The sequence below is a fragment of the Streptomyces montanus genome, assembly GCF_005786655.1.
In the GTDB taxonomy this organism is placed as follows: Bacteria; Actinomycetota; Actinomycetes; order Streptomycetales; family Streptomycetaceae; genus Streptomyces; species Streptomyces sporangiiformans.
Window position 1 is genome coordinate 53,900 of sequence record NZ_VBZC01000034.1, and the last position, 16,970, is coordinate 70,869.

The 16,970-nt window shown below is 68.4% G+C and carries 16 protein-coding genes; 11 read left to right on the forward strand and 5 right to left on the reverse strand.

Features of this window, described 5'->3' with window-relative positions; genetic code table 11:
- Positions 1-12: 12 nt before the first annotated feature.
- From FE633_RS27915 to FE633_RS27925, 3 genes are read left to right on the forward strand one after another with little or no spacing between them, the layout of a single operon-like run.
- Entirely contained in the window at positions 13-825 is an 813-nt protein-coding gene (locus FE633_RS27915) for an oxidoreductase (RefSeq protein ID WP_138047950.1), read from the forward strand.
- Positions 826-874: 49 nt separating this feature from the next.
- Entirely contained in the window at positions 875-1,423 is a 549-nt protein-coding gene (locus FE633_RS27920) for a nuclear transport factor 2 family protein (RefSeq protein ID WP_138047951.1), read from the forward strand.
- A 52-nt stretch (positions 1,424-1,475) separates the two neighbouring features.
- The gene (locus FE633_RS27925; RefSeq protein ID WP_138047952.1) at positions 1,476-2,627 is read left to right on the forward strand and encodes an L-dopachrome tautomerase-related protein; all 1,152 of its coding nucleotides are present in this window, start codon (positions 1,476-1,478) and stop codon (positions 2,625-2,627) included.
- A 158-nt stretch (positions 2,628-2,785) separates the two neighbouring features.
- On the opposite strand, the gene FE633_RS27930 is transcribed toward FE633_RS27925, so the two are convergent.
- The 5 genes from FE633_RS27930 to FE633_RS27950 form a co-directional block, all read right to left on the reverse strand.
- The gene (locus tag FE633_RS27930; protein ID WP_138047953.1) at positions 2,786-3,886 is read right to left on the reverse strand and encodes a PDR/VanB family oxidoreductase; all 1,101 of its coding nucleotides are present in this window, start codon (positions 3,884-3,886) and stop codon (positions 2,786-2,788) included.
- A 23-nt stretch (positions 3,887-3,909) separates the two neighbouring features.
- Positions 3,910-4,821 (reverse strand): metal-dependent hydrolase, encoded by a 912-nt coding sequence (locus FE633_RS27935; RefSeq protein ID WP_138047954.1) that lies wholly within the window; start codon positions 4,819-4,821, stop codon positions 3,910-3,912.
- An 82-nt stretch (positions 4,822-4,903) separates the two neighbouring features.
- A complete protein-coding gene (locus tag FE633_RS27940; RefSeq protein WP_119099002.1) occupies positions 4,904-5,827 on the reverse strand; it encodes an alpha/beta fold hydrolase in 924 nt (307 codons plus the stop codon).
- A complete protein-coding gene (locus FE633_RS27945) occupies positions 5,824-6,960 on the reverse strand; it encodes an MBL fold metallo-hydrolase (RefSeq protein ID WP_119099001.1) in 1,137 nt (378 codons plus the stop codon). The genes FE633_RS27940 and FE633_RS27945 overlap by 4 nt, the downstream gene beginning before the upstream one ends.
- A gap of 4 nt (positions 6,961-6,964) precedes the next feature.
- Positions 6,965-7,876, reverse strand: a complete 912-nt coding sequence (locus tag FE633_RS27950) for an SDR family oxidoreductase (RefSeq protein ID WP_205571091.1) — start codon at positions 7,874-7,876, stop codon at positions 6,965-6,967.
- A 152-nt stretch (positions 7,877-8,028) separates the two neighbouring features.
- On the opposite strand from FE633_RS27950, the gene FE633_RS27955 reads away from it, so the two are divergent.
- The 8 genes from FE633_RS27955 to FE633_RS28000 all read left to right on the forward strand — a co-directional run bounded on the left by FE633_RS27955 (position 8,029) and on the right by FE633_RS28000 (position 16,943).
- The gene (locus FE633_RS27955) at positions 8,029-8,670 is read left to right on the forward strand and encodes a TetR/AcrR family transcriptional regulator (protein ID WP_138047955.1); all 642 of its coding nucleotides are present in this window, start codon (positions 8,029-8,031) and stop codon (positions 8,668-8,670) included.
- Positions 8,671-8,722: 52 nt separating this feature from the next.
- Entirely contained in the window at positions 8,723-8,917 is a 195-nt protein-coding gene (locus FE633_RS27960; RefSeq protein WP_138047956.1) for a cupin domain-containing protein, read from the forward strand.
- Positions 8,918-9,554: 637 nt separating this feature from the next.
- Positions 9,555-10,853 (forward strand): SNG1 family protein, encoded by a 1,299-nt coding sequence (locus FE633_RS27965; protein ID WP_138047957.1) that lies wholly within the window; start codon positions 9,555-9,557, stop codon positions 10,851-10,853.
- A 233-nt stretch (positions 10,854-11,086) separates the two neighbouring features.
- Positions 11,087-11,656 (forward strand): TetR/AcrR family transcriptional regulator, encoded by a 570-nt coding sequence (locus FE633_RS27970; protein WP_138047958.1) that lies wholly within the window; start codon positions 11,087-11,089, stop codon positions 11,654-11,656.
- A 707-nt stretch (positions 11,657-12,363) separates the two neighbouring features.
- Positions 12,364-13,065, forward strand: a complete 702-nt coding sequence (locus tag FE633_RS27975) for an SDR family oxidoreductase (protein WP_119098996.1) — start codon at positions 12,364-12,366, stop codon at positions 13,063-13,065.
- Positions 13,066-13,698: 633 nt separating this feature from the next.
- The gene (locus FE633_RS27985; RefSeq protein WP_171060148.1) at positions 13,699-14,673 is read left to right on the forward strand and encodes an NmrA family NAD(P)-binding protein; all 975 of its coding nucleotides are present in this window, start codon (positions 13,699-13,701) and stop codon (positions 14,671-14,673) included.
- Between the two features lie 216 nt (positions 14,674-14,889).
- On the forward strand, positions 14,890-15,573 hold the full coding sequence (gene lipB / locus FE633_RS27995) for a lipoyl(octanoyl) transferase LipB (RefSeq protein ID WP_119098995.1): 684 nt from the start codon (positions 14,890-14,892) through the stop codon (positions 15,571-15,573).
- A 20-nt stretch (positions 15,574-15,593) separates the two neighbouring features.
- Positions 15,594-16,943 carry an SCP2 sterol-binding domain-containing protein gene (locus tag FE633_RS28000; RefSeq protein WP_119098994.1) on the forward strand — a complete coding sequence of 450 codons (1,350 nt, stop codon included), beginning with the start codon at positions 15,594-15,596 and terminating at the stop codon, positions 16,941-16,943.
- Positions 16,944-16,970 lie beyond the last annotated feature (27 nt).

Sequence of the window (16,970 nt, forward strand, 5' to 3'; positions counted from 1 at the left end):
CGGGAGTGCGTGATGACGACAAATCGGCCGGTGGCACTGGTGACGGGTGCGTCCTCCGGGATCGGCAAGGAAGCCGCGCTCGCGCTGGTCGCGGCGGGTTTCGAGGTGGCCGGTACAGGCCGGGACACCTCACGCGTCGCCCCGCTCCAGGGTGTGACGTTCTTCGACCTCGACGTGGTCAGTGACAAGTCGGTCACCGCCGCAGTCCAGCAGGTGATCGAGCGGTTCGGGCGGATCGACGTCCTGGTCAACAACGCCGGCATCGGCTCGATAGGTGCGGCCGAGGAAACCTCCGTCGCGCAGGCCCAGGGCGTCTTCGACATCAACGTCTTCGGGGTCATGCGCATGGTGAAGGAAGTCCTGCCGCACATGCGCGCCCAGGGACGCGGGCGCATCATCAACCTCTCGTCCGTACAGGGGTTCATCCCCGCTCCCTACATGGCCGTCTACGGCGCGTCCAAGCACGCGATCGAGGGCTACTCCCAGTCCCTGGACCACGAGGTGCGGCAGTACGGCGTCCGGTCGCTTCTCGTCGAACCCGCCTACACCAACACCGGGTTCGAGGCCAACAGCGCGAAGCCCGACATGTCCCTGCAGGTCTACGCGGACCAGCGGCACGTCTTCGACCGCCTGATGGCGGAGGCGATCAAGGGCGGTGACGACCCCGCCGTGGTCGCCAAGGCGATCGTCGCGGCAGCGACCGACGCGAAGCCGAAGCTGCGCTATGCCGCCGGCCCCATGGCCGGACGCGCGCGCCTGCTCCGCTTTGTTCCTGCCTGGGTCTTGGACAAGCAGATCCGCACGATGAACAAGCTGGCCGGCTGACCCCCGTCACCCGCAAACCCCATCGCGCCGTTGATACCGGGAGAGACCCATGTCCGAGACCCTGCACTCCGGCGCCGCTACTGTCGCGAGCTGGCGCGCCGCCTCAGAACGCGGTGACGTCGACGCCGCGGTCGCGTGCCTGAGCCGGGACGTCGTGCTCAGCTCGCCGCTCACCGAGCAGTTCCGCTTCGAGGGACCTGCCCAGCTGGGCGATTTTCTGACCTCGGCGTTCACGGCCGTTCAGGACATCCGCTTCCACACTCAGACCTGCGAGGGCGACGCGTACTCGCTGTTCTACCGGGCGCGGGTGGGAGCCCAGCCGTTCGAGGAGGCGCAACTGCTGCGGCTCGACGACGAGGCACGCATCAAGGAGATCACGCTCTTCGGGCGTCCGATGCCGGCCCTCACCGCTCTGATGATCAGCGCGGGGTCGGAGCTCGCCCGCAGGCAGGGCCGCCGGGGCGTCGCGGCGCTCATGCGCGCCAGCGCCGCGCCCGTGCACGCGATGGTCACCTTCGGGGACCGCCGCGTGGTCCCGCTGACCCGGCCGGCAGCCCGGCGGACCTGTTCCGGCCGATCCCCCCACGCGCCGAGGTGATGCGGGAACTCGCCGCGCCTTCCGGAAACTTGACCAAGCAGGAGACGCTCGCATGAAACGACGTACGTTCCTTACAGCGACCACCGCGTCGCTGGCCGCCACTCAACTCGCCGGGCCCACCTCCGCCTCCGCATCCGGTTCAACAGCCAAAAAATACGAGGTCGTTGCCCGCTTCTGGGGCGCGATGCCGACGGGTGTCACCGTCTCGCGCCGCGGCCGGGTCTTCGTCAACTTTCCCCGCTGGGGCGACGACGTCCCGTTCACCGTCGCCGAACTGCGGGGCGGCAAGCCGGTGGCCTACCCCGATGCCGAGGTGAACCGCGAGGACGCCTCCGACCTGGCCGGGCACTTCCGGTCGGTGCAGAGCGTCGTCGTCGACCCGGCCGACCGGCTGTGGGTCCTCGACACCGGAAGCCCGCTGTTCGCCGGGTCCTCCTACGGCGGTCCGAAGCTCGTGGCGGTCGACCTGCGCACCGACCGGATCGTACGGAAGATCCTCTTCCCGCCCGAGGTGGTGCCGGCGAACAGCTACCCCAACGACGTGCGCTTCGACCTGCGGCGCGGCGCCGAGGGCATGGCGTTCATCACCGACTCGGGCGGCTCGAACGGGGTGATCGTGGTCGACCTCGCCACGGGCCGCTCCTGGCGGCGACTGGCCGGGCATCCCTCGGCGCTCCCGGACGAGCAGTTCCTTCCGGTCATTGAGGGCGAGCCCTTCATGGTCCGCCCCGCGGGCGGTGAGCCCACGTACTACGAGACCGGCTCCGATGGCATCGCTCTCAGCGCCGACGGCACGCGCCTCTACTTCTGCCCGCTGTCCAGCCGCCGACTGCACAGCGTGTCCACCGACGCCCTCGCCGACCCGGACGCCACGGACGCCGAGGTGGCGGCGACGGTCGAGGACCTCGGGTTCAAGCCGATGGCCGACGGCCTGGAGAGCGACGACCAGGGGCGGCTCTACGGCGGCGACCTGGAACACAACTCCCTCTGGCGCAGGAGCCCGAACGGCACCTACCGGACCCTCGCCCAGGGGAGCGACCTGCTCTGGGTCGACACCTTGTCCGTCGCCTCGGACCGGCACCTGTACGCCATCGCCAACCAGCTCAACCGGCTGTCGCCCTTCCACGAGGGCACGGACCTGCGCCGCAAGCCCTATCTCCTGGTCCGCCTGCCCATCGACGCCGGGCCGGTCAGGCTCGTATGACCTCACCGCCCAGCACGCTGAGAGCGTGGGATCTGGCCGGTGTCCCCGATGGACCGTCTCACCGTCCAGGCAGTGCGTCGCGCCATGGGTCGGGGATCAACCCTGCCGCTGAGGTTCCTCGCGGCGACGGCCGCGCTCTACGGGCCCTCGACCATCGCTCACACCTCCAGCACCAACCGCTCTCCTTCCGGTGCACGCGAGACGCAGGGCAGCATGGCGCCCTCCGCGCGTTCGGTGGCCGTGAGCCGACGGTCACGATGATCTACATGGCCATGGGCCACCCGTACCCGGCAGGTGCCGCAAAACCCCTGGCGGCAGGAGAACGGCAGGTCCGGCAGGGCCTCGTGGAGAACATCCAGGGCGGAGCGGTCGTACGGCACTGGCAGAACCCGTCCGGTGTCGCCCAACTGAAGTTCGAAGGGACGGCCGTCCGTGATCGGGGCCGGGGCGAAACGCTCGAAGTGCAGGGCTGACGCGCGGCTGCCACCGAACGCGCGCCGAACGCCGTCGATCATGGGCGCGGGCCCGCAGCAGTACACCGCACCCGCCGCCGGGCTCAAGCTCAATAGATCGGCTGCTTCGGGTACGCCGGACTCGTCGTCAGGACGGATGGAGACCCGGCCAGGGGCTGCGGCTGCGAGTTCGGCCAGCTCTGCCGCGAAGGGCATCGAGCCGCGGGTACGGCCGGTGTGCACGAGCCTCCAGTCCAGCCCGCGTCGGGCGGCTTCCCGGGCCATCGGCAGGATCGGGGTGATTCCGATGCCGCCCGCGATGAGCAGGATGGATGCTTCGGCGGCGAAGGGGAAGGCATTCCGGGGCCCGGTGACGGCGACCCGCATACCGTCTCCGAGAGTGTCGTGCACTTCGGCCGAACCGCCTCCGCCGTTGGCGATGCGGCGCACCGCGATGCGGTACCGGTACCGGTCGGCAGGGTCGCCGCACAGCGAGTACTGCCGCTTGCGGCCGGAGGGCAAGTGCAGTTCGATGTGGGCGCCGGGCTGCCAGGGCGGGAGCGTTCCCCCGTCGGGTGCCGCCAGCCGCAGGCAGACGACATCCTCGGCCTCTTGGTGCTTGGCGGCGACCACCAGTTCCCGGATCGCGGGCATCTCGGTGGCCGGCGGTCGCCTGGGAGGAGTGCCGCGCCGCGCGAGCCGTGTGACCGAGTTGTCGCTGAAAGCCGCCAGCTTCTGCATGAAGGAGTCGCTGCACGGTCTGCCGTACAGGTCCGGCGGCCGAGTGAGGGGTGTGCTGATGTCCATGGGATGCCTCGCTGGTTGCTGGGTCATCGGGCAGCCGCTCGGGCAGCGGGGGACGCCGCCAGGTAGGCGACTGCCTGCTGGGTCGAGCCCTCCTGGGTCGGGTGGTAGTCGGGGCGGAAGTAGCGCAGCACCGAGCGGGCGAACGCGCCCGGTGGCGGCAACAGGTCCTTGCGGGCGGCGGCCAGGTAGTCGCGGAAGCGGACCTTGACCCGGTCGTCGAGTTCGGGGTCGGCGCTCATCAGGAAGCGGACTCCGCGGATCCACAGCCGGGTGAGCACCGGAGCAGTGACGAGCATGCCGACCACTCGGCGCCGGTACCGGGGATCGAGGTGCACCAGCAGGTCGAACGCGACCGAACGGTGTTCGACCTCCTCCGCGCCGTGCCAGCGGAACAGATCGAGCATCGCGGGGTCCGCACCGGCCCGGTCCAGGTGCCCGTTGCTGAGAATCCAGTGACCCATATACGCGGTGAAGTGCTCGAAGGCCGCGATGAGGGCGAGCCGTTGGAGGAGGTGCGCGTGTGTGGCGGCCGGCGTCAGATCCGGCCGGTCTCCGAGCACCCTTCGGAAGATCCATTCGGACTGCAGTGTGTACGGAGCCGGGTCCAGCCCCCTGGTGAGCAGGTGCTCCAGGACCTCCTGGTGCGCCTCGGCGTGCATCGCTTCCTGGCCGATGAAGCCGCGTACGTCCTCGCGCAGCCGGTCATCGGTGATCAGGGGCAGTGCCTGCTCGAAGGTGCGCACGAACCAGCGTTCGAGCTCGGGGAGCATGAGGTGGAGCACGTCGAAGGTGTGCGTCGCGAAGGGCTCACCGGGCAGCCAGTGCAGCGGGGTGGTGCCCCAGTCGAAGGTGACGTCCCGGGGTTGCAGCACCAGGTCGTGGTGGTCGATGGGCTCGGACGGACGTTGCAGGTGGGCATGTGCGGCTCGGAACATGACAGGTTCCTCCTCCGTCAGCGATCGGTGTGTGCGAAGGGGCGGTCAGGCAGCCGTCCAGTACTGCTGGTCTGTTGGGCTGTCAGATCGGGTGCGCGGTGTGGTCCGGACTGCGGCGGGAGCCGTCTTCGACGCGGTTGGCGAATTCCGTGATCCGGGACGCGATCTCCTCGGGGTGGCTGAGCTGTACCCAGTGCCCGGCGTCGATCGGGCGCCGTTGTATCTGGCGCGTCCAGTGCTCCACTCCGTAGGACAGCACCGGGGTGACGCAGAAGTCGCGGGTGGGGATGACGAGCTGAATCGGGACGGTGGTCGGCCGGTCCCGGGGACGCAGCAGGCGGGGCAGCATGTTGGCGCGGTACAGCGCGGTGCCGGACACGGCGTCGCGGGCCAGCGTCGGCGCGGGGTAGGGGGTGTGCCCGGGTACACCTTGGGATCCGGTGAGGAAGGCGCGCCAGCGGTGTCCCAGTGCTCTCCAGGTCAGGGCGGGCAGGAGCGGAAGGTGGAAGTAGGCGATGTACCAGGACCGTGCGGCCTGCCGCAGCATCTTCGGCAGATCTGGATGCCGCGGCCGTAGGCGGGCACGGATCAGGTGGCCGACGTGGTCCAGGCAGGGTCCGGAGATGGAGGTGAACGAGGCGATCCGCCCGGCCAGGCGGGTGCCGGTGACCGATTCCCAGGAGTGGATCGATCCCCAGTCGTGTCCGACCAGGTGCACCGGGCGGTCGGGGCTCACGGCGTCGAGAACCGCCTCCAGGTCGGCTTCCAGGCGGGACATCCGGTAGGCGCGCAGACCCCTGGGCCGGTGGGAGGCACCGGCTCCCCGCACGTCGAAGGCGGTGACGTGGAAGCGGTCGGCCAGGCGCTCGGCGACCGGGCGCCACACGGCGCTGGTGTCCGGATAGCCGTGGACCAGCACCACCGGAGGATTCGTGGACGCTCCCCATTGGTAGGCGGCCAACTCCACGCCGTCCGCGGAGATCCGGCGGGCGGCCGGGCCGGTCATCGGCCACCACCGGAAGAGGGCAGTTCGCCGTAGTTCAGACCGCCGTGGACGAAGCTGGGCAGCACCGGCCACTGCCGCTTGAAGGGGGCCAGCTCCGAGGAGGGCAGGATCTGCAGCCAGCGTGGATCACGTCGGCTGGGGTCGGCGAGGGTCTTCTCCTTGACCATGGAGTCGTACTGGTCGAGGGAGTCCTCCAGGGTGTTGGCGTTGGGCACCACCTCATGGCCGTAGAACGCGGCGTGGCGGCGCACGCCGGGAATGCGGGACAGCTCGGGCTGCCAGTTGTCGGCCGAGATGCCGTTCTCGGAGGAGACCCACACCCCGTCGGGGGTGTTCAGCACCAGGGAGTGGTTGCCGTCCGTATGGCCGGGGGTCCACAACAGGCTGACGCCGACACCGAGTTCGACATCGCCGTCGAAGGCGGTGATGCGCTCGCCCGGTACCCCGTCCATGCCGCCGTCGACGTACCAGGCCCACTGCATCGGATGCGTCGATTCGAAGGTGCCCAGCTCCCTGCGGTGCACCAGCAACCGGGCGCGCGGGAACAGCCCTTCGCGGGGCGCCCGTTCGCCGGGAATGATGCTGGTACTTCCCATGATCATGCGCACGTCCTGGACGTGCAGGTGGTCGAAGCTGACGAAGTCCACGTCCTCGGGTCGCAGACCGCAGGAAGGCAGGACGGTGTCCGGGTCCTGGTAGTAGCGGGCGAAGACGTGCTCGGTGAGAAAGTCCCCCGCCAGACGCTTGAGCTGGGCGTAGAACGGCGCTTGAGCCGTTCCGGCGGCGACGGTCGGCTCCCACACCAGTATTTTCGGCTCACCATCGAAGCCGTCGAACTGCACGACGAGCATCCGGTTGACGATGCTCACGAACGGGTTGACGGCGAGCGCGGCGCCGTGGAAGCCGAACCGGGTCGGGTACGGGGCGGCGGCGATGTCGAAACTGCGGACGGCGTGGATGCGGCCCTGCTGGACGAACCGCTCACGGTAGGTGGCCGCGGCGCGGCGCACCGCGCGCAGCCGGTCACCGCGGGGCCATACGTCGTGGACACCTTCGAATTCGGGGATGGGACGCGGAGCGGCGGCGTCCTGGGCCTCCGTCGCGCTGGGCGCCGGCTTGGGCGTGGTGGTCACGGGCTCATCCTTCGGGATGGCGGGCGGTCCGGGTGCGCTGCTCGTAGGCCGCGCGCACCGACCGGTCGGACAGGGCGGCGAGCTGGTCGGGGACAAGGAGGTGATGTAGGGCGTCGCGGGCACGGCCTGGCAGCAGCGCAGCCAACCGGGTCAGGGCGCCTACCTGGCGTGGAATGAAGACCTCGAACCGCGGGCGCAGCATGACGTCGAGCACCGCGTCGGCCACCTGATCTGTCGTCAGGCTTCGGGTGGGGCCGGTCGCGGTGCCCACGGCCAGCTCGGTGTCCACGACGCCGGGCATCACCAAGGACACGTGCACGCCGGTGCCCCGCAGTTCGGCGCGGACGGCAGTGCTGTAGCCGTGGACGGCGTGCTTCGTCGCCGCATAGGTCGCCTCGCCGGCCGGGGCGACCTTGCTCGCGGCGGAGGCGATGTTCACCACGTGGCCGCGACCGCGTTTCCGCATCCGCGGGATCACGAGTTTCATCCCGCGCAGTACGCCGTGGACGTTGACGTCGAACTGGCGCAGGGCGGCTTCCTCCGATTCCCCCTCGAAGGGGCCCACCCACATGATTCCGGCGTTGTTGATCAGTACGTCGATCGGCCCCAGTTGGGTCTCGACGGTGCGCAGAAAGTCTTCGAAGGAATGTGTGTCGGTGACGTCGAGAGACAGCCCGACCAGTCGGCCACCGGGATGCGCGCCGATGGCACCAGCCGTCTCCATGGCAAGCTCCGCGTCGAGATCGCCGATCGCCACGGCGGCTCCGGCTGCGGCGAGCCGGGCTGCGACGGCACGCCCGATTCCGCGGCCGGCCCCGGTGACCGCGATCACTCGGCCGGTCAGCCGTTGTGTGCGGGGGAGCCTGTCTCGGTCTCTTCGGCTGAGCGTGTACGGGTACCTGGGCGGTGCTGCCACGGTCGAGCTCCTTCCCTGCCCTGAGCATGAGCGGAACGCTGAACGGCAAGCGGCCCCCACGCATTTCTGACACGATGCCATGTCAGATGAACTGACAAGCTAGAGTGTCAGTTCGGAGCACACCGGTGTCAACACCTCTGCGAAGGGGAGAAATGACCGGCACACAGACCGCCGGGCGGCGCTACGGCGGACGCGATGCGGCGCAACGACAGCAGGAGCGCCGCACCCGCCTTATCCAGGCGGGCCTCGACCTGTTCGGCACGGTCGGATACGCCTCAACCTCCGTCAAGCAGGTGTGCTCGCATGCCGGACTGACCGAGCGCTACTTCTACGAGTCATTCCGCGACCGCGAAGACCTTCTCGCCGGGGTCTACAACGAGCTGATCACTACGATCAGCGCCGAAACCGCGCAGGCCGCAGCCGCTGCCGCACCCGATGTCGACGCCCAGCTGCGCGCCGGCCTCGAAGTCTTCATCCGCACACTGGCCGGCGACGCCCGCATCGCCCGCCTGGTGCTCATCGAGGTCGTGGGCGCCAGCCCCCGCCTCGAAGTGCGCCGCCGTGAGGTCCTGCACGAATTCGCCGCGATGGTCGCCGCCGTCGTCGGACCGCTCCCTGGCCCGGAAGCCTCCTCCAGCCGGCTCACCATGACCGCGATGAGCCTGGTCGGCGGAGTCAACGAACTCCTCGTGGACTGGACGCTCGGCCACCAGAACGCCACCGTCGAAGAACTGATCGACCTGTGCTACACCCTGTTCATCGCGGCCTACCGAGCCATCAGCGATCAGCCCTGATTGCGCAGGCCCGGATTCCTCGGCCTCCTCGGTCCACACCTTCGCAGTACCGGTGACGACCACAGAGCCCACGGTCGTGCTGTACATCGTGTACGGAGCCAACGTCAGCTTCACCGACGAGGGCCAGTTCCACTCGGTTCTCGACGCCGTCACCGTCCAGAAGCTGACCGAGGACTGTGCACGGGCGCAGGGTCTCGGCGCCATCAAGTACCTGACCGGTGGGACGGCGAAGTTCAGCGACGCGTAACCAAGAGACCGGCGGTGCGGGCATCCACACTGTCCATGCGCGCACGCTTCATGGCCCTGCTCTTCGACTCGCTCAACCCCGCCAGTGCGTCCCCTCTCCCGCCGGCACGCACGGAAACGGAAGATGACGACCTCCGCGCCGCGGTCAGCCTCGGCTCCGGGACTGACTCCCGGAGCCGAGGCTGACCCCACGGGCGCCCGAGTCGCAGAGAGGCCGAGGAGCCCCTCCACCACTGTCGCGCCGCTGGATGACACGTGACCCATCGGTCGTTCGGGCTGGCCTCGATCGTCTGAGACATCGAGCCCCGAAGGACGCCACCGGTGAAGTGCCGGCATCGATTCTCGCCGAATGCAAGAAGGGGCCCGACGGCAGGGATGGCGCCGGCAGGAGGCTTCCTGACGCTGCCGGGGGCATGGAGCAGCGCTTCGAACTTGGAATCTGGAAACCGAACGGTTTACGATGCTTGAAACCGACCGGTTTCATTGGCCGGAGCCCCGGCAGGTCGTTGCACCCACCTCTGATTCCGCGTCGGGCGGCCGTGCGTGCCGAGGTTGAACGTTTCGAGGGCCGCCGGCCTGCAATGAAGCTGTCCGGTCTCCTCTCGATATGACTGTGTTGTCCGAGACCGGAGTAAGTCATGAGTGGCAATCACCCGTTCCGTGTCCTGCGTGCCAAACCTCTGTGGGTCGGCAACGGCGTCATCACGGGCGTGCTCGCGCTGCTGTTCACCGTGTTCTACGTCGGTGCCAACATCGATCCGGTCGATCACATGGAGAAACTGCCCGTCGGCCTGGTCAACGCCGACGAGGGAGCCGTTGTCGGCGGCGAGCAGGTCAACCTGGGGACACAGATCGCCGAGTCGATCAGGAAGTCCACCGCGAGCGGGGACAAGATCGACTGGAAGGTGATGGACGAGAAGGGGGTGAAGGAGGAGCTCGGCGAGGGCAAGCTGTACGGCGCGCTCGTTGTCCCCGCCGACTTCACCTCCGCCACCGTCGCCCTGACCGGCACCGCGACCACCGAGACCCCGGCCCGCCCGACGCTGACGGTACTGACCAATCAGTCCGCCGGCAGCGTGGGCTCCAGCCTGGCCCGGACGGCGACGACACAGGCGGCCGAAAGCGCCTCGCTCCAGGTGGGCAAGGAGCTCACGGCTCAGAGCGGGACAGGGCAGGCGAAGCCGCCCGTCGCGGCGCGCGTCCTGCTGGCCGATCCGGCCACCGTCACAGTCAAGGACGGCCATCGGCTCGCCTCGCACAGCGGTCTGGGACTGACGGCGTTCTACTACGCGCTCGTCCTCGTGGTCTGCGGCATGCTTTCCGCCAATGTCATCAGCGGGCAGGTGGATCACGCCCTCGGTTACACCCACAGCGACATGGGTCCGCTGCGCCGCCATCGCCCGCTGGTCCGGGCGACCCGGGTGCAGACGCTCGCCATCAGCAGCACTCTCATGATCGGCTTGTCCCTGCTGATGGGAACCCTGGTCATGGTGGGTGCGGTCGGCATCATGGGCATGGCCGCCGCCCATCTGCCACTGCTGTGGCTGTTCTCGGTGTGTGCCATCGCGGTCTGCGGGATCGGTGCGCTCAGCCTCCTCGCTGTCTTCGGCACGCCCGGCATGCTGGTGGTCACGCTGGTCTTCATCGGCATGGCGGTGCCGACGGCCGGCGCCACCACTCCCATCGAGGCGCTGCCCGGCTTCTACCGCTTCCTGGCGGAGTTCGAGCCGCTGCGGCAGCTCACCGGCGGTCTCCGCTCGATCCTCTACTACGACGCCCAGGCCGACGCGGGCCTGACCCGGGGCTGGGCCATGATGGCCGTCGGCCTCGCACTGGCCGCACTCTTCGGCTTCGGCGTGACGGGCTGGTACGACCGCAAGGGGCTGCACCGCATTCCCGCCGAGACGAAGCCCAAGAAGACCGCTGCCCCGGCGTAGCGGAACGCGGCTCACTCAGGACGGGGCCATTACCCGAAGTGGGGCCCACGCGTGTCGCCCCACGGGGAGGGGAGTTGCGTACAGCGTGACGGCTCGGCGACGGCCTCTCCCCCAAGGCCGTCGCCGAGCCTCTGAGTGGCCTTCAGGCGTCCGCACGGCGCCGGACATCTCCCCCGACACCCCCTGGAAACCGATCGGTTTCTATTTCGTCCGATTCGAGTTAACCTCGCCGTATGATCACCGAAGTGAAGCAAAGCCCCCGGGAGCGGCTGCTGGAGGCTGCGGCCACGCTCACCTACCGAGACGGTGTCGGCATCGGCGTCGAGGCGCTGTGCAAGGCGGCGGGGGTGTCGAAGCGCTCCATGTACCAGCTGTTCGAGAGCAAGGACGAACTGCTGGCGGCGAGCCTGAAGGAGCGTTCCGCTGCCTTCGTGGCGAGCCTCCTGCCCCCGGCGGACGATGGCCGCTCAGCCCGCGAGCGGATCCTGCACGTCTTCGAGCAGGTGCAGTCGCAGGCGGGTGCGCCCGAGTTCCGAGGCTGCCGGTACCTGGCTGTGCAGATCGAGCTGAAGGATCAGACCCACCCTGCGAGCCGGGTGGCCCACCAGATCAAAGCGAACCTGACGGCCTTTTTCCGTTCCGAGGCCGAACAGGGTGGCGCGAGCGATCCCGACCTGCTGGCCCGGCAGCTCATCCTGATCTTCGACGGCGCCAGCGCCCGCGCGGGAATCCAGGCCGACGACTTGACCGGGCTCATCGCACCCACTGTGGCCGCCCTGCTCGACGCGGCAGACATGCGCTGACGCGCCACGTCTTCGAGCAGGCCCGGCGACCGGAGCGCTCTTCCGGGTTGATGCCCGTCTCCGGCAGCCGGAGCAGCGCCCACGGCTTCACGCCCCTGCTTCCCGACCGTCGAAGGAAAGCCCGATGGCCGTAAGGGTGTTGCCGAGCATGCCGCAGGCAAAGAAGCATGTGGTCTCGTGGACGTCGGCACCCAGCGACAGATGCACGGCTTCCCCGTCAGGAGCGTTCCGGGGCGCGCCGAGGTCAGCCGCGCGTACGCGTCCAGCATGACCTGATAGGCCTGCTCGCCGCCCTCTGCGCCGTCGGCCGCGCGCTCGAGAGCCAGGCGGGCCACGATCTGCGGCGGCGCCCACACCGCCAGCGCCCCTCCCCGCATCGAGCACGCACACGATCGTCGCCGTGGGCGACCGCGACCGCGGGGTGGTGGTACGGCGCACCGCCCCTCAAGTCACTCCGCTGAACTCCGGCTGACGTCCAGCCAGGCCACGTCGATCACTGTCGGCGGCCTCGCGGCTTCACCGGCCTGCGCCGGGCGAGTACGGACTCCGCCGATGGATACGAGGCCGGCCCCCAAAGCCTGAGCTCCGCCCGATTCCACCTCGACACCGCGCGCCGCAGTCATCCGGTGCTCAACCCGACTTGCAAGATGAAACCGATCGGTTTACGGTGATGAAAACCGATCGGTTTCATCTTCGTGGAGGTAGTCATGACAGCGATCAAGGGCGCCAACGTCTTCGTCACCGGAGGCAGCCGTGGTATCGGCAAGGTGCTGGTCGAGGAGCTCTACGCACGCGGTGCCGGCAAGGTCTACGCCACGGCCCGTGACCCGCGCACGGTGACCCACCCCGGTGCCGTTCCGCTGGCGCTCGAGGCCACTGACCCGGCATCCGTGGCAGCCGCCGCCGAGCAGGCCCAGGACGTCACCATCCTGATCAACAACGCCGGGGCCTCCGTCCGCGCTTCGTACCTCGACTCCCCGATGGAGGACGTGCGCCGGGATCTGGAGACCAACTTCTACGGGCCGCTGCTGGTCACCCGGGCCCTCGTGCCGATCATCGAGCGCAACGGCGGGGGCCACATCCTCAACGCCCATTCCGCCCTGTCCTGGCTGGCCGACGGCACGCCCTACGGCGCCTCCAAGGCCGCCCTGTGGTCGCAGACCAACTCTCTGCGCCTGGAGCTGCAGCCGCGCGGCATCGCGGTGACCGGGCTCCACATGGCCTACGTGGACACCGACATGACCTCGGGCGTCGACGCACCCAAGGCCGACCCCCGCGACATCGCCGTGGCCGCACTCGACGGCATCGAGGCAGGTGCGCACGAGGTGCTGGCCGACGACACCACCCGCTGGGTCAAGTCCCAGCTGTCAGCCGACCTGGAAGCCATGTACGCCCAGCTGGCGAAGTAGTAGCACGCACCTACGCCGGCGAGCATGCGTTCACCGGAGCCTTCAACTGGTACCGGAACCTCGAGCGCAACAACGAACTGCTCGCTGCGTTCCGGGGGCACGGGATCGACGTCCCCGCGCTGTACGTGGTGGGAGACCGTGACATGGTCACCTCGTTGCGCGGCCCGGACGGGGGCAGATCGCTGAGCGAGATTCTCCGAGGCGCGGGCGGGGCGGGCAACCCACTGAGCGCTGTCCCGCAACTGCATGACGTGGTGGTGCTTCCGGGCTGTGGCATTGGACGCAGCAGGAGCGTCCCGCGGAGACCAACGCCGCACTCCTGGACTTCCTCGCCCACATCGACGGCCCTTCGCCCCGATGACACTGCGCAGAATCCGCCTGGCCGGCACGGTTCGGCGGGAGGAGGGCCCAAGGCCCGCGTAAAGGCGGCCATCGAGCTCAACGGCTTCGCCGTCATCGACCGCTTCCGGCGGGCATGGTCACCTCCGCGAATGCGACCGAGACCCTGGCCTGCCACCACGCCGAGCGACGGCATAGACAGCCCAGGCGACCGAGACGGCCAAAACGATCGCCGGTCACATCCTGTGGCTTTCCGTACAGCTGACTCACCCCGACCAGCCAGAGGATTCATCGATGTCAGAGCGCAATCCCATCCTGATCACCGGAGCCGCAGGCCATATCGGCGGTGTGAGCCGAACGATCGTCGACATGCTTCTGGAACAAGGGCACCCGGTGCGCGCGTTCGTGCGGCAGGACGACGACCGCGCGCAGGCGCTCCGCCGGGCCGGGGCCGAGGTCTTCGTCGGTGACCTGCTCACCATCGCTGACGTGACAGCCGCGCTGAAGGGATGCCGACGCGTCTACTTCAGCATGAGCCTGTCGCCGTACTACACCGACGCCGTCAGCCTGATGGCCGCGGCGGCGCGGGCCCAAGGTGACATCGAGGTCTTCGTCAACATGTCCGAGTTCGAGCAGTCGTTCATGACGTTCGAGAAGATGACCGCACCAGAGGAGGAACGGCGTTCGTGGCTCGGCGGACTCGTCACGGACTGGTCGCCGCAGCAGCGCGCCCACTGGGTCGCCGAGCGGGTGCTGGAGTGGTCCGGCCTCCCGACCGTCAACGTACGGGCTGCCATGTTCGTCGAGAACCCCCTGATGACCTGGCTGGCACTGGGCCCGCTGAGCAACGGTGAACTGCGCCTGCCCTTCGGCACCCACCAGCTCGCACCCATCGCGGGTTATGACGTGGCCGAGGCGTGCGCGAAGATCCTGGCCGACCCGGCGCCGCACATCTCGAAGTCCTACGAACTCAACGGTCCAGAGCTGAAGGACATGCACGGGTTCGCGGAGGACTTCGGGGCCGTGCTGAGACACCAGGTCACCTACGTTCCCGAAGAGGTCGAAACCTGGAACGAGACCTACGTGGACGCTGCCCTGGCCGAGTTTCCGCACACCGCGGAGCACCTGAAGACCCTGACCCGGCTGATCGGCGGCGGCGGGTACCGCGGCGTCACCGACCAGTTGGAGACGCTGCTCGGGCGCCCGCCGAAGACCGCGCGGTGGGCTCTGGAGAACCATCCGCGCATCCAGAAGCTGGCGACTGGCTGAGTCGCCGAGCGGTCCAGGGAGGAAGCCGGTCTTCCACTCCACCGCTACCCGTTGGAGGAGACGGCGAGTGCCCAGTGCGCGGTGCAAAGCAACGCCGTGAGCAAGGTGCTCGTGCGGAGTGGCTGTGGCCGACTGATCACATGCTGGTGCCACGGCTGGCACACGCTGCTGCACGACTGTAATCAACTGCGGTCATGAGCGAGGAGACGAGCGGTGATGGTGCCGGGATCTGTGGACGAACAACCTTCACACTGGCGGTTGGAACGCGTCGACTTGGGAGAAGTACCCTACGCTGCGGCGCAGGCGGACATGGCCCGCTGGGTTGAGGAGCGCAAACAGGGCCTCGCCGCCAACCGGCTCTTCCTGCTCACGCACCCTGCGGTGATCTCCTACACCGCCCGGACTCCGAACGATCAACTGCCCGACGCGGCCTCGCCCATCGCCCTGGTGCGGACAGACCGCGGCGGACATGCCACCTACCACGGTCCCGGCCAGCTCATCGGCTACCTCGTGCTCAACGTGCGCGAGCTCGGTGCCCGTGGACTGATCCGCCGTGTCGAGCAGGCGCTGATCGACGCACTGGACAGCCTCGGTTTTCCAGCGGTCCGCCGTGAGACGCCGCCGGGGTCGGAGAGCCTGGTGGGCGTGTGGACCCCCGACCACCGCAAACTCGCCTCGATCGGCATGCGTATCAGCGGGAGCGTTTCCAGCCACGGCTTCGCCCTCAACATCGACCCCGACCTGAGCGTCTACACCACCTTCACCGCCTGTGCCCTGCCCGGCGTCCGGATGACCTCCCTGGCCGAACTCGCCGCCGAACGCGGCCTGCCGACCCCTACCCATACCGAGGTGCGCGACACGGTCGCACGAGCAGTCACTGCACACCTGACATCACGTTAGAAAACAGGAAAGGATGCCCGATGGCCAGAAGGAACAAGCTCGACGACCATCCCACCGTCGTCAAAGTCCGCCAACGGCGCGACCGCGGCTCCACCCGGCCCGCCGAGCCGCTGGATGCGGCATGGCTGCGCAAGCTATGTCTCGACGCGGGTGCGGACGACGTTGGCTTCGTCGAGATCGACCGGCCGGAAATCGCCGACCAGCGAGCGGACCTGAACGCCGCGCTGCCGGGTGTCCGAATGTTGATCAGCTTCGTGGTCCGAATGAACCGGGAGAGCATCCGCACTCCGGCACGCTCGGTGGCCAACCTGGAATTCCATCACACCGGTGACCACACCGACGAGGTGGGCCGGCAAGTGGTGGCTGAGCTGGAGGCGATGGGCGTGCGCGCCCTCAACCCCGCAATGGGTTTTCCGATGGAGATGGACAAGTTCCCCAGGAAAACATGGGTCGTCTCGCACAAGCCGGTCGCCGTGGCGGCCGGGCTCGGCAAGATGGGCATTCACCGCAACGTCATCCACCCGAAATTCGGCAACTTCATCCTGCTGGGCACCATTCTGATCGACGCCGAGATCAGCGACCCCTCCCAGCCCATCGAGTTCAATCCCTGCCTGGAATGCAAGTTGTGCGTGACCGCCTGCCCGACCGGGGCGATCGCCTCCGACGGTCACTTCAACTTCTCCGCCTGCTACACGCACAACTACCGCGAGTTCATGGGTGGCTTCGGCGACTGGGCCGAACAGGTCGCTGAAAGCAGCGACGCCGACGACTACCGCTCACGGGTGAGCGACGCCGAGAGCGCGTCGATGTGGCAAAGCCTCTCCTTCGGCGCCAACTACAAGGCCGCCTACTGCATGTCGGTCTGCCCGGCCGGCGAGGACGTCATCGGCCCCTGGCTGGACGATCGCAAGGCACATCTGACCCAGGTCGTGCGCCCACTGCTGGACAAGGAAGAGTCCGTCTACGTCGTCCCGGGTTCCGACGCCGAGCAGCACGTGGCCGACCGATTCCCGAACAAGCGCACGAAGCATGTAGCGATGAGCTTGCGCGCGAACAGCATCGACGGCCTGGTGGAAGGCCTGCCGCTGATCTTTCAGCGCGAACAGGCCAAGGACATGTCCGCCACCTACCATTTCACCTTCACCGGCGACGAGTCTCGGCAGATCACCGTGACCATCCGCGACCGCGAACTCGATGTCGCCGACGGACATCACGGTGAGCCGGATCTCAGGATCACCGCCGACACGCGCACCTGGCTTCGTTTCCTCAGCAAGCCGTCAATGTTGGCGTGGGCACTGGTGCGTCGCCAAATCAAGCTGCAGGGCTCCCCCCGACTGCTGCGCGAATTCGGCCGCTGCTTCCCGTCCTGATCGGCCAGAAAAGAACGCAGCACCGAA